The 12,132-nt window shown below is 61.1% G+C and carries 11 protein-coding genes; 10 read left to right on the top strand and 1 reads right to left on the bottom strand.

The features are described from left to right. Positions 1–16 precede the first annotated feature (16 nt). From rbfA to gyrA, 10 genes are all read left to right on the top strand, one after another. Complete coding sequence (rbfA, locus tag HDE76_RS04990; RefSeq protein WP_184505828.1) at positions 17–400, top strand: 30S ribosome-binding factor RbfA; 384 nt, start codon at positions 17–19, stop codon at positions 398–400. 27 nt (positions 401–427) lie between these two features. After that, on the top strand, positions 428–1,363 hold the full coding sequence (truB, locus tag HDE76_RS04985; protein WP_184505826.1) for a tRNA pseudouridine(55) synthase TruB: 936 nt from the start codon (positions 428–430) through the stop codon (positions 1,361–1,363). A 162-nt stretch (positions 1,364–1,525) separates the two neighbouring features. Beyond that, a complete protein-coding gene (gene rpsO, locus HDE76_RS04980) occupies positions 1,526–1,795 on the top strand; it encodes a 30S ribosomal protein S15 (RefSeq protein ID WP_179481595.1) in 270 nt (89 codons plus the stop codon). Positions 1,796–1,949: 154 nt separating this feature from the next. Then, the gene (gene pnp / locus HDE76_RS04975) at positions 1,950–4,058 is read left to right on the top strand and encodes a polyribonucleotide nucleotidyltransferase (RefSeq protein WP_184505824.1); all 2,109 of its coding nucleotides are present in this window, start codon (positions 1,950–1,952) and stop codon (positions 4,056–4,058) included. 104 nt (positions 4,059–4,162) lie between these two features. After that, positions 4,163–5,311, top strand: coding sequence for a poly(R)-hydroxyalkanoic acid synthase subunit PhaE (locus HDE76_RS04970; protein ID WP_184505822.1), 1,149 nt, complete (start codon positions 4,163–4,165; stop codon positions 5,309–5,311). 30 nt (positions 5,312–5,341) lie between these two features. Next, complete coding sequence (phaC, locus tag HDE76_RS04965; RefSeq protein WP_184506633.1) at positions 5,342–6,391, top strand: class III poly(R)-hydroxyalkanoic acid synthase subunit PhaC; 1,050 nt, start codon at positions 5,342–5,344, stop codon at positions 6,389–6,391. Positions 6,392–6,414: 23 nt separating this feature from the next. Then, the gene (locus HDE76_RS04960) at positions 6,415–6,606 is read left to right on the top strand and encodes a PspC domain-containing protein (protein ID WP_184505820.1); all 192 of its coding nucleotides are present in this window, start codon (positions 6,415–6,417) and stop codon (positions 6,604–6,606) included. Between the two features lie 82 nt (positions 6,607–6,688). After that, the gene (gene mtnA, locus HDE76_RS04955) at positions 6,689–7,708 is read left to right on the top strand and encodes an S-methyl-5-thioribose-1-phosphate isomerase (protein WP_184505818.1); all 1,020 of its coding nucleotides are present in this window, start codon (positions 6,689–6,691) and stop codon (positions 7,706–7,708) included. Then, positions 7,702–8,115 (top strand): GtrA family protein, encoded by a 414-nt coding sequence (locus HDE76_RS04950; RefSeq protein WP_184505816.1) that lies wholly within the window; start codon positions 7,702–7,704, stop codon positions 8,113–8,115. Before mtnA ends, HDE76_RS04950 begins: the two co-directional genes overlap by 7 nt. Before the next feature lie 138 nt (positions 8,116–8,253). After that, complete coding sequence (gene gyrA / locus HDE76_RS04945) at positions 8,254–10,869, top strand: DNA gyrase subunit A (RefSeq protein ID WP_184505814.1); 2,616 nt, start codon at positions 8,254–8,256, stop codon at positions 10,867–10,869. Between the two features lie 374 nt (positions 10,870–11,243). Here gyrA and HDE76_RS04940 read toward each other — a convergent pair whose 3' ends face one another. Then, the gene (locus tag HDE76_RS04940) at positions 11,244–11,726 is read right to left on the bottom strand and encodes a peroxiredoxin (RefSeq protein ID WP_184505812.1); all 483 of its coding nucleotides are present in this window, start codon (positions 11,724–11,726) and stop codon (positions 11,244–11,246) included. Positions 11,727–12,132: the final 406 nt, after the last annotated feature.

Here is a 12,132-nt window from a genome sequence, read left to right as displayed (position 1 = left end):
TTTTGAGGAACCTGCCATGCCATCCCGTGATTTCAAACGCACCGACCGCATCGGTGCCGAACTGCGCCGCGAACTGGGTTTGCTGGTGCATGCGGCCGTGCGCGATCACGGCCTGCCGTCGGTCAGCGTGTCCGACGTCGAGATCACCCGTGACCTGGACTGGGCCACGGTATGGGTTACCGCGCTGATGCCCGAACAGGGGTTGCCGGCAGTGAAGGCGCTCAACGACATCAGCCACGAGATTCGTCATTTGCTGGCGCACAGCGGCATGCGCATGCGGCGCGTGCCCGAGTTGAAGTTCAAGTACGACGATTCGGTCGACAAGGGCGAGCGCATCGAATCGCTGCTGCGCCAACAATCGCGCGATCTGTTGCCGCCCGCCGGCGACAAGAAAGACTGATCCATCGACGTTGGCAGCAAGGCATTGATGAGTCGTTCCATTCGTATTCCGCGCGTTCAAAACCGCGATCTGCACGGCATTCTCCTGCTCGACAAGCCGCTGGGCCTGAGTTCCAATCAGGCGTTGCAGGCGGTTCGACGACTGCTGCGCGCTTCCAAGGGCGGTCATACCGGCGCGCTCGACCCTCTGGCTACGGGCCTGTTGCCGCTGTGTTTCGGTGAGGCGACCAAGCTGGCCGGTAGCCTGCTGGGGTCGCGCAAGGCATATATCGCGCAGTGCCAGCTCGGCGTCACCACCGATACCGCGGACAAGGAAGGCGAGGTTCTGCTGAGCCGGCCGGTACCGGCCTTGGATGAGGCCACCATCGAGGCGGCGCTGGTGAAACTGCGCGGTCGCATCCTGCAGGTGCCGCCGGTTTACTCGGCGCTGAAGCAGGACGGCGAGCGACTGTACGTCAAGGCCCGCCGCGGCGAGGCGGTCGAGGTGCCGGCGCGCGAGGTCGACGTTTATCGCCTCGATTTACTGGCCCGTACGGACGACACGCTGACCTTGCATATCGAATGCGGTTCGGGCACCTACGTACGTTCGCTGGCGGTGGATATTGGCGAGGATCTGGGCTGCGGAGCGCACGTCACGACGCTCCGGCGCCTTTGGGTCGAGCCGTTTCGGGAGCCGCGGATGGTGACCATCGAGGAACTGCAGCAGGCGGCTGAGCAGGGCGACGAGGCGCTGCTGACGTCGCTGCTTCCCGTATCGGCCGGATTGGCCGATCTGCCGTCGGTGAACCTGGACGATGGTCAGAGCATGGCCATCTCGCGCGGTCAGAAGATTCAGTTGGATCCTGCGCCGCGGGTTGGCCAGTGCGCGGCTTACGCCAGCGATGGTGCCCTGCTGGCCCTGATCGAAGTGGATATTCAGGGATTTACCCGGATCGTGCGCGGATTCAACCTGCCGCCGGGCTAGCGAATTTAGCGGGATAATCCCCGCGCACTTGTTGTAACACCACTGTGGTCAGTAGAATAGACAGGTTATTTAAACGCTTTCATTCATTAGGCGAAGCTTACGCAACGTCATTCGTGGTGACGTTGCGTAAGCTTCGCATCGCTTTTCAAGGAATTCATACTCATGTCCCTCACCGTAGAACAAACCGGCAAGATCATTGCTGATTTCGGCCGCGTCCCCAACGACACCGGTTCGTCGGAAGTCCAGGTTGCGCTGCTGTCGGCCCGCATCGACCACCTGACCAGCCATTTCAAAGAGCACAAGCAGGATCATCATTCCCGCCGCGGTCTGCTGAAACTGGTCAACCAGCGCAAGCGCCTGCTGAGCTACCTGAAAGATCGCGATCTTGCCCGTTACCAGACCCTGATCGAACGCCTCGGCCTGCGTCGGTAATTCAGCGTAGGTAGCCTGTGCGTTCGTCCGTGAACGCAGAGATCGAAAAGCGGTCATTCTTGGCCGCGCTATTAAGGTCCTGCGTTCGTCCTTGAACGCGAAGGTCAAAAAGCGGTCATCCATAGCCGCACTCCTCAATTCAGGACAAATCAACGTGGCAAAAGTAACCAAGTCATTCCAGTACGGTAGTCACGAAGTCACTCTGGAGACGGGCGAAATTGCCCGCCAGGCGTCCGGCGCGGTGATGGTCAGCATGGGCGGCACGGTGGTGCTGGTTACCGCCGTGGCGGCGACCAAACAGAAGGAAGGTCAGGATTTCTTCCCGCTGACCGTGGATTACGTGGAAAAGTTTTATTCGGCCGGCCGCATCCCGGGTGGCTTCTTCAAGCGCGAAGGCCGTCCGACCGAGAAAGAGACGCTGACCTCGCGTCTGATCGATCGCCCGGTCCGTCCGCTGTTTCCGGAAGAGTTCAAGAACGAAGTGCAGGTCATCGCCCAGGTGGTTTCGCTGAACCCTGAAGTCGACGGCGACATCGCTGCGCTGCTCGGCGCCTCCGCCGCGCTGAGCCTGGCCGGTATCCCGTTCAAGGGGCCGATCGGCGCGGCGCGCGTCGGTTACGCCAACGGCCAGTACCTGCTCAACCCGACCCATACCGAGCTGAAAACGTCCGACCTCGACCTCGTCGTGGCCGGTACCAGCGGTGCGGTGCTGATGGTGGAATCCGAGGCCAAGCTGTTGTCCGAGGACGTGATGCTCGGTGCCGTGATGTTCGGTCACCAGCAGATGCAGGTCGCCATCCGCGCGATTGCCGAGCTGGCGTCCGAAGCGGCCAAGCCGTCGTGGGACTGGCAGGCGCCGGCACAGAACGAGTCGCTGATTGCCGCCGTCAAGGGCGCCGTCGGCAACAAGCTGGAAGAGGCCTTCCAGGTGCGCGACAAGCTGCAGCGCCGCGATGCGATCTCGGCGATCAAGGCCGAAGCGCTGGCCTCGATCAAGGGTCAGGCCGAAGAGAACGGTTGGCATTCGGCCGAGCTGTCGAAGGAATTCGCCGAGCTCGAATACCACACCATGCGCGACAGCGTGCTCAAGACCAAGGTGCGTATCGACGGCCGTCAGCTCGACGACGTGCGTCCGATCACCTGCCGCGTTGGCGTGCTGCCGCGCACGCACGGTTCGGCGCTGTTCACCCGCGGTGAAACCCAGGCGCTGGTGATTGCCACGCTCGGCACCACCCGCGATGCGCAGATCATCGACGCGCCGGAAGGCGAGTCGAAAGACCCGTTTCTGTTCCATTACAACTTCCCTCCGTTCTCGGTGGGCGAGGCCGGCCGCTTCGGTGCGCCGAAGCGGCGCGAAATCGGCCACGGTCGTCTCGCCAAGCGCGGCGTGCAGGCGGTGAAGCCCAGCATCGAGGAATTCCCTTACGTGGTGCGCGTGGTTTCGGAAATCACCGAATCCAACGGCTCCTCGTCGATGGCCTCGGTGTGCGGTTCTTCGCTGGCGATGATGGATGCCGGCGTGCCGCTGAAGGCGCCGGTGGCGGGTATCGCGATGGGTCTGGTCAAGGAAGGCAACGACTTCGTCGTGCTGTCCGACATCCTCGGCGACGAAGATCATCTGGGCGACATGGACTTCAAGGTGGCCGGTAGCGCCAACGGCATCTCCGCGCTGCAGATGGACATCAAGATCGACGGTATCACCGAAGAGATCATGAAGGTAGCGCTGGAGCAGGCCAAGCGTGGCCGTCTGCACATCCTCGGCGAAATGGCCAAGGTCATCACCACGGCGCGTCTCGAGATGAGCGAGTACGCACCGCGCCTGATCACCATCAAGATCCACCCGGACAAGATCCGCGAAGTGATCGGCAAGGGCGGTGCGACCATCCGCTCGATCACCGAAGAGACCGGCGCCACGATCGACATCAACGACGACGGCACGGTCATCATCGCCTCGGTCAACCGCGAAGCGGGCGACGCGGCGAAGAAGCGCATCGAGCAGATCGTTTCCGACGTCGAGCCGGGCCGCATCTACGAGGGCAAGGTCGCCAAGCTGATGGACTTCGGTGCCTTCGTGACGATCATGCCGGGCAAGGATGGTCTGGTGCACGTGTCGCAGATCTCCAGCGAGCGTGTCGAGAAGGTTTCCGACAAGCTCAAGGAAGGCGATATCGTCAAGGTGAAGGTACTCGAGGTCGACAAGCAGGGCCGTATTCGCCTGTCGATGAAAGCCGTGACCGAAGACGAAGCCGCCGCCGGCGTCTGAGTTTCAAGTTATCGATGCGATTGAGAGGCCCGGCTTTCACGCCGGGCCTTTTGCTTTTGCCGTGACCGTTTTTCCGCGGGTCGCTTTTGCTAGGATGAAGCGACATGAGTGACGAGAGCCCGCGCGTGACCAAGCAAGCAGACGATTTTTTCCAGACCGGTGCCGCCAAGGACTATCAGGATATGGTGCGCAAATCCTGGGAGGCGTTTGCGGCCCACATGCAGCCGCCGTTCGGTACCAGCGCAGAAGATGCGCGTCGCTCGTCTTCAACGAAGAGTGCGTCGCCCAATCTCACGCTCGACCACGCGCTGGCTGGCCTGAAAAGCTACGCCGACTGGCTGCAAAGTGCCGCAGCCAGAGTTTCCACCCCGCAGAACGACTGGCAGCAGCAGATCCAGCAGCTTTTCTCCGGCGCTGGTCAGCCTTTCTCTCACGGTTTTGCAGGCGCCGATAATGCGGGGGCTAAAACTTTTGTCGACCAGTGGCAGGCGTGGCTGAATTCCCATCAAAAAGCGGACGCTTCCGCGGCGAAGTCACAGCCACCCGGCGCTGCGGGCTTTGGCAACGACCCGCACGCGCAGCAGCAGGCGCTGGCGGATGCCATCGCAAAACATCTGGAAGCTTTACAGCGTTATCAGGCGCTGATGCAGCGTTCCAATGCGCAGGCCATCGAAAAGCTGCAGGCGAGACTGTCCAAGCTCGCGGCGCCGGGCCAGCAGATCGAATCGCTGAAGGTGCTGTACGACTTGTGGGTCGATTGCGCGGAAGAAGCCTACGCCGAGATTGCGCTCTCGGAAGAATTTCGCGAAGCGTACGGCGAGATGGTCAACACGCAGATACGCGTGCGGCAGCTGCAGCAGGAGCAGACCGAATATCTCTGCCAGCAGCTCGGCATACCGACGCGCAGCGACGTGTCGAGTCTGGGTGAGCGCTTGCATTCGCTGCGGCGTGAGATGCGCCAGGGCAAGACTGCGGCGCCCGTCGCCGATCACGCCGAAGAGCTGGCCTCATTACGCCGCGATGTAGCCTTGCTCAAGGAGCAGCTGCTGGCGAGCGGGGTGACGCGATCGGCCGCAGAGAAGGCTCCGACGGCGAAAACTGCCGCTGTAAAAAAGGTGTCGCGTTCGGCGGTAAAGAAGTCCATCGCCAAATCTTCATCGAAAAAAACAACCAAGGCGGCTGCCAAAAAATCGGCGGCCTCCCCATTTCGCGCAAAGCGCGTGGCGCCAGTCAAACCGCGCAAGCGTAGCTAAGGAGCGGCCGTGGAGCACTCGCCGTTTCGAATGGATCCCAACAAGATCATGGACGAGGTCAGCGCCTTCCAGCGCAAGCTGGCCTCGGGCATGGGGCGGCTTCATGGTGCGCGCCAGCCGGAATACGCCAACACTCCGCGCAAGTTGGTGTACAGCGAAGACAAATTGAAAGTCTGGCATTTCAAGGGCGCGAAAAAACCGACGTCGAGGGTTCCCCTGCTTATCGCCTATGCGCTCGTCAACACCGTCTGGATGACCGATCTGCAGGAAGACCGGTCGATGGTGCGCAATCTGCTGGAGCAGGGTGAGGACGTTTATCTGATCGACTGGGGCTATCCCGATGCGTCCGACCGCTGGCTGACGCTGGACGATTACATCAACGGCTATCTCGACCGCTGTGTCGATGCCGTGCGCCAGAGGCACGAGCTCGACGCGATCGATCTGCTCGGCATTTGCCAGGGCGGCGCGTTTTCGCTGTGCTACACAGCCCTGCATCCACAGAAAATCCGGAATCTGATCACCATGGTGACTCCGGTGGATTTTCAGACGCCGGACAATATGCTTTCGCACTGGGCACGCACGCTCGACGTGGATCGATTCGTCGATACCGTCGGCAATATTCCTGCCTCGTTGATGAATTACGTATATCTCTCGCTCAAGCCTGTGCGCTTGAATCAGCAGAAATACGTGGGGCTGGTCGATATTCTGGAAAGCCCGATCGAGCTGGAAAATTTTCTGCGCATGGAGCGCTGGATATTCGATTCACCCGACCAGGCCGGTGATGCGTTTCGCGAGTTCATTCAGAAGTTCTATCAGCAAAACGGCCTGATGAGTGGCGCGCTGGAGATCGGCGGTCGTCGCGTGGATCTGCGCCAGATCAAACAGCCGGTGTTGAATATTTTTGCCGAGCAGGATCATCTGGTGCCGCCCGACGCGTCGCGCGCCATGGCAACGCGTCTGGGCACCGAGGATTACACCCAGCTGGCGTTCAAGGGCGGCCACATCGGCATTTACGTCTCCGGTCGGGCACAGCGCGAGGTGCCGCCGGCCATTCATCAGTGGCTGCATGCACGCGACTGATCGCTCTCGATGAGGTAATGCGAATGAATACCGAAAAGCGCTTGTATCGATCACGCAGCAACAGGACCGTCGCTGGCGTGTGCGCAGGCATCGCGGAATATTTCGGCTGGGATCCCACGCTGGTGCGGATCGCCTGGATCGTGCTGACCTTTTTTGGCGGCTCTGGCATTTTGATTTACGGCATTCTGTGGTTGGTGGTGCCGGAGGCGCGCTGACACGTCGATCTCGTCCTTCGCTTCGTTTTCCGTCCACTGTGAGGTGTCGCCGGGATGGCATGTCATCGGCGATAATGGATCGATGACAACGCCCAATCCCAACCTCGACTCCATTCGCGCCGTGCAGTGGCAGGGCGATCATCTGCGCCTGCTCGATCAGCGTTTGCTGCCCGCCGAAGAACGGTGGATCGAATGCCGTGATGCGCAACAGGTGACGCAGGCGATCCGCGATCTGGCCGTGCGCGGCGCGCCGGCCATCGGCATCGCGGCGGCTTGGGGCGTGGCCATGGCGGCTCAACAGCAGGTCGATCTCGATCCTGTACTGAGCACGCTGCGCGCGGCGCGGCCCACCGCGGTCAACCTGATGTGGGCGCTCGATCGGATGAAAAAGCGCATCGCATCCAGTGCCGATGCGCCGGGGCTGGTGCGCGAGGCGCAGGCCATCCAGGACGAGGATCTTGCGGCCAATCGCCGGATGGGCGAGCTCGGCGCGTCCTTGATTGCGGCGCATTCCGGCGTGCTGACTCACTGCAATACCGGTTCGCTCGCCACGGCGGGTTATGGTACGGCGCTCGGCGTTATCCGCGCAGGCGTCGCCGGTGGCCGGATCGATCAGGTCTATGCGGGTGAAACGCGGCCGTGGCAGCAGGGTGCGCGGCTGACCATGTGGGAGCTGGTGCGCGACGGCATTCCCGCCAAACTGATTGCCGATTCGGCGGCGTCGCATTTGATGAAATCCGGTGCCGTGCAGTGGGTGATCGTCGGCGCCGATCGCATTGCGGCCAACGGCGATACCGCCAACAAGATAGGCACTTATCAATTGGCCATTGCCGCGAAATACCACGGCGTGAAATTCATGGTCGTCGCGCCGTCGTCGACGGTGGATATGGCGACTGGCACCGGCGAGGATATCGAGATCGAGCTGCGCGATTCGACCGAGCTGCTCAGTACCGCCGGGCAGCGCACCGTGGTCGATGGTGCGCAGGCGTGGAATCCGGTATTCGACGTGACGCCGGCGGAACTGATCGACGCGATCGTGACCGAGCGTGGCGTGATCGAACGACCGAACTCAATCGCCATGCAGGCGATGTTCGGATGGTAAAACTGCACAGGGAAATTTTTCTCTTTGCCGTTGGCGGTGTCGGTGGTCTGGTCATCGATACGGGCATTGTGCAGATGCTGGTCGGCCTGGCCGGCTGGAATCCATACGTGGCGCGCGTGCCGTCGTTTCTTATCGCAGCGACTTTCACCTGGTGGTGGAGTCGCCATTACACCTTTGCCGATCGTCGCAGCGATCGATCGGCGCACGCCGAATGGCTGCACTGGATGGGCTTGATGAGCGTCGGTGCAGCGGTCAATTACGGTGTCTACGCGCTTTTGCTGATGAACTTTCCCGTGCTTCACCGGTGGCCGGCGATCGGCGCTGCAGCGGGCTCGGTGGTAGCGGCATTCGTCAACTTTGCGGCCGCTCGCAGCACGCTTTTCAAGAACCCAAAGGCTTCCGCATAAGTTATTGATAGATAAGGTTTAAAACTTATCTATCTGAGGCCATTCGTGGTACACTTCCGGGGTTGATTTCCAGTCGCCTGCATGCGCGCCGCGAGCGCTCTTCCGGCGACCTTTTTCGTCCTCCAGGAAAGCTAATTCATGGCAGATCTCGCCAAAGAAATCATTCGCGTCAATATCGAAGACGAGATGCGCCAGAGCTACCTCGATTACGCCATGAGCGTGATCGTGGGCCGCGCGCTCCCCGATGTCCGCGATGGTCTCAAGCCGGTGCATCGTCGCGTGCTTTTTGCGATGAGCGAACTGGGTAACGTGTGGAACAAGCCCTATAAGAAATCGGCCCGCGTGGTCGGCGACGTGATCGGTAAATACCATCCGCACGGCGATGCCTCGGTCTACGACGCGATCGTGCGCATGGCGCAGCCGTTTTCACTGCGCTATCTGCTGGTCGACGGTCAGGGCAACTTCGGTTCGGTCGATGGCGACAACGCCGCGGCGATGCGTTACACCGAGGTACGCATGTCGCGCCTCACGCACGAGCTGCTGGCCGATATCGACAAAGAAACCGTCGACTTCGGTCCCAACTACGACGAAAGCGAGCACGAGCCGCTGGTGCTGCCGGCGCGCGTGCCGAACCTGCTCATCAACGGTTCTGCCGGCATCGCGGTCGGTATGGCCACCAATATTCCGCCGCACAACCTCAACGAGGTGATTGCGGCGACACTGGCGCTGATCGACGATCCGTCGCTGGGCGTCGAGGATCTGATGCAGCATATTCCGGGGCCGGACTTTCCGACCCACGGCATCATCAACGGTTCGTCCGGCATCATCGAGGCCTATCGCACGGGCCGCGGCCGCATTCTGGTGCGTGCCAAGGCCGAGGTGGAAACCGAGGCGAACGGCCGTGAAACCATCATCATTCACGAGCTGCCGTATCAGGTGAACAAGGCGCGGCTGATCGAAAAGATCGCCGAGCTGGTCAAGGAAAAGAAGCTCGAAGGCATCAGCGAGCTGCGCGACGAATCCGACAAGGACGGCATGCGCGTGGTGATCGAGATCCGCCGCGATGCGATGGGCGACGTAGTGCTCAACAACCTGTTCCAGCAGACCCAGCTGCAGGTCACCTTCGGCATCAATATGGTCGCGCTGCTCGATGGCCAGCCGCGTCTGCTGAATCTCAAAGATATCCTCGAGGCGTTCATCCGCCATCGTCGCGAAGTGGTGACACGTCGCACGATCTTCGAACTGCGCAAGGCGCGCGCACGTGCGCACATCCTCGAAGGCCTCACGGTAGCGCTGGCCAACATCGACGAGATGATCGAGCTGATCAAGACGTCGGCCTCGCCGGCCGAGGCGCGGGAGCGGATGGTCGTGCGGCGCTGGGAAGCGGGGCTGGTTCGCGCGCTGTTGTCGGCCACCGGAGCCGAAGCCTCACGACCGGAGGAAATGGATCCGCGCGATGGCCTGAAGGATGACGGCTATCAGCTGTCCGAAGCGCAGGCTTTGGAAATTCTGGCGATGCGTCTGCATCGTCTGACCGGACTGGAGCAGGAAAAGCTCTCCGACGAATACAAGCAGATTCTGGAAACCATTCGCGGCCTGATTGAAATTCTGGAAAATCCCGAACGCCTGCTCGAAGTAATTCGCGGCGAACTGGAAACGGTGAAGGAAGAGTTCGGCGATGCCCGCCGCACCGAGATCCAGCATTCGCAGGAAGACCTCAACGTACTCGACCTGATCACGCCGGAAGATGTGGTCGTGACGCTGTCGCATACCGGTTACATCAAGCGTCAGCCGGCGAGCAGCTATCGTTCGCAGCGTCGTGGCGGCAAGGGGCGTTCGGCCTCCGCGCTGAAAGACGAGGATTTCGTCGAGCAGCTGTGGGTGGTCAACACCCACGATACCCTGCTGACCTTCACCAGCACCGGTCGCGTCTATTGGCTCAAGGTATATCAGATGCCGGAAGCGGGCTCGGGTGCGCGCGGCAAGCCGATCGTGAACCTGCTTCCACTGGGCGAAAACGAAAAAGTGCAGGCGGTGCTGCCGGTGCGCGAATACACCGAAGACCGCTTCGTGTTCTTTGCGACCCGCATGGGTACGGTCAAGAAAACGCCGCTCACGGAGTTTGCCTTTCAGCTGCAGAAGGGCAAGATCGCGATCAAGCTCGATGAAGGCGACGCGCTGGTCAACGTGGCGCTGACCAATGGCGACAGCGACGTGCTGCTGTTCGCGTCCAACGGCAAGGTCAACCGCTTCGACGAGAACACCGTGCGCTCGATGGGTCGTACCGCCGGCGGCGTGCGCGGCATGCGGTTGGCCAAGGACGAAAATGTGGTCTCGTTGATCGTGGCCGCCGAGGGCGACATTCTCACGGCGACCGAGCGTGGTTACGGCAAGCGCACCGAGCTGAGCGAATTCCCGAAGAAGGGACGAGGCACCCAGGGCGTGATCGGTATCCAGTGTTCCGAACGCAACGGCGCGCTGGTGGCGGCAACGCAGGTCACCGAACTGCACGAGCTGATGCTGATCTCCGATCAGGGCACGCTGGTACGTACGCGCGTGGCCGAGGTATCGCAGCTCAGCCGTAACACTCAGGGCGTCACCCTGATCAAGCTGCCGGCGGATGAAAAGCTGGTCAGCGTGGTGCGGCTCGATGCGGAAGAAGAAAACGGCGAAGATGGCGAGATTGTCGGCGGCGCTTCGCCCGTCGACGAAAGTGGCTCCGGTGAAGTCGAGCCGACGCCAGTCGAAGACTGATCAGCCGTTTTGCGCGGCAAGAAAAACCCCGGGTATCCGGGGTTTTTTATTGGACGGATTCCGGAGTGATCGCTTCGGCGCAGGCTTTGCGAACGCGCTACTTGGGCAGCGAGGCCAGCGAGTGCAAAACGGCGGAGGATAGTTCGTTGCGCTGGTCGGAGTAGGCGTGGTCGGTGGGAAAATATGCCGATGCGACTTGCTGTCGCCCGTGGGAGTCAGTTCATCCGCGAACGTCTGGTTTTGCTTGGTGAGCCCGCCGTCTGAAGCGACGACGGGCGCCTATGATTTTTCGAGGCATCCACGTATGCCTGGAAGCTCCAGCTTTTCACACGCCTGGCGACAACGAGTGCCAGCTCTGCCCCAACAGATATAGCTCATTGATCGATGGCGGCGAGCATCGCCTCGGCGCTGGACACGCGAAACTCGCCGGGGGCTTCGACATGCAGCAGGCGGACCACACCGTCTTCGGCAAACAGCGCAAAGCGCTTCACCCGAATGCCCATGCCGAAGGCGGTGCCGTCCAGCTCCAGCCCCATCGATCGGGTAAAACCGGCATTGCCGTCGGCCACCATCAGCAGCTCGGCGGGTACTTGTAACGATGCCGCCCATGCCTGCATCACATGCGCATCGTTCACGGCCAGGCACATCACCGTGATGTTGCGTTCGCGAAAGTCGGCCAGATGGTTGACGTAACCTGGCAGATGCTTGTTCGAGCAGGTCGGAGTGAAAGCGCCGGGTACGCCGAACATCACGACCTTTCTGGCGGCGAACAGCTCGGCGGTACGGCATTTGCGCACCTCTGCGTCGACAACCTGCACGGAGGCGTCGGGAATCATTTTGCCGGGTTGGATGATCATGCGTATCTCTCTCGGTTGAGGAGCTGCGCGACCATGTTCGATCGCGCAATTGTTGTTGTCTGGCTGAATCGCGGACTTTCCTCGTGATGATCGGCTGGTTTCGTCGCCTTGAATCATTCGCCGGCGTACCTATCTTGCAACACAGGCGGCCAATGCGCCGCATGGCTATGGAAAAGATCATGGCATGGTCGTCGGTCTCGGTTACCTGGTCGACTTAGGTTGTCGGTCGCTCTGTGTCATTGGAATACTGGCGGCCTGCGGTGGCGTTCGGATGAAGGCTCCTTAAGAAAGGCCAGCCTGTCTAAGTGCACGCCGCCGCATCAACATTCGGCAGTGCGTGAAGCGCTGCAGGAAATGATTTGGCCGAATAAAGACGCACCGGCGCCGCGACGCATTACCATCAACC

Source organism: Rhodanobacter sp. ANJX3 (assembly GCF_014200755.1).
In the GTDB taxonomy this organism is placed as follows: domain Bacteria; phylum Pseudomonadota; class Gammaproteobacteria; order Xanthomonadales; family Rhodanobacteraceae; genus Rhodanobacter.
This window is presented reverse-complemented; position numbering and strand designations above follow the sequence as displayed.

Excerpts from the sequence above, each read along its gene's own strand:
- rbfA (WP_184505828.1), top strand. The coding sequence starts at position 17 with ATGCCATCCCGTGATTTCAAACGCACCGACCGCATCGGTGCCGAACTG.
- truB (WP_184505826.1), top strand. The coding sequence starts at position 428 with ATGAGTCGTTCCATTCGTATTCCGCGCGTTCAAAACCGCGATCTGCAC.
- rpsO (WP_179481595.1), top strand. The coding sequence starts at position 1,526 with ATGTCCCTCACCGTAGAACAAACCGGCAAGATCATTGCTGATTTCGGC.
- HDE76_RS04970 (WP_184505822.1), top strand. The coding sequence starts at position 4,163 with ATGAGTGACGAGAGCCCGCGCGTGACCAAGCAAGCAGACGATTTTTTC.
- phaC (WP_184506633.1), top strand. The coding sequence starts at position 5,342 with ATGGATCCCAACAAGATCATGGACGAGGTCAGCGCCTTCCAGCGCAAG.
- HDE76_RS04960 (WP_184505820.1), top strand. The coding sequence starts at position 6,415 with ATGAATACCGAAAAGCGCTTGTATCGATCACGCAGCAACAGGACCGTC.
- mtnA (WP_184505818.1), top strand. The coding sequence starts at position 6,689 with ATGACAACGCCCAATCCCAACCTCGACTCCATTCGCGCCGTGCAGTGG.
- HDE76_RS04950 (WP_184505816.1), top strand. The coding sequence starts at position 7,702 with ATGGTAAAACTGCACAGGGAAATTTTTCTCTTTGCCGTTGGCGGTGTC.
- gyrA (WP_184505814.1), top strand. The coding sequence starts at position 8,254 with ATGGCAGATCTCGCCAAAGAAATCATTCGCGTCAATATCGAAGACGAG.
- HDE76_RS04940 (WP_184505812.1), bottom strand. The coding sequence starts at position 11,726 with ATGATCATCCAACCCGGCAAAATGATTCCCGACGCCTCCGTGCAGGTT.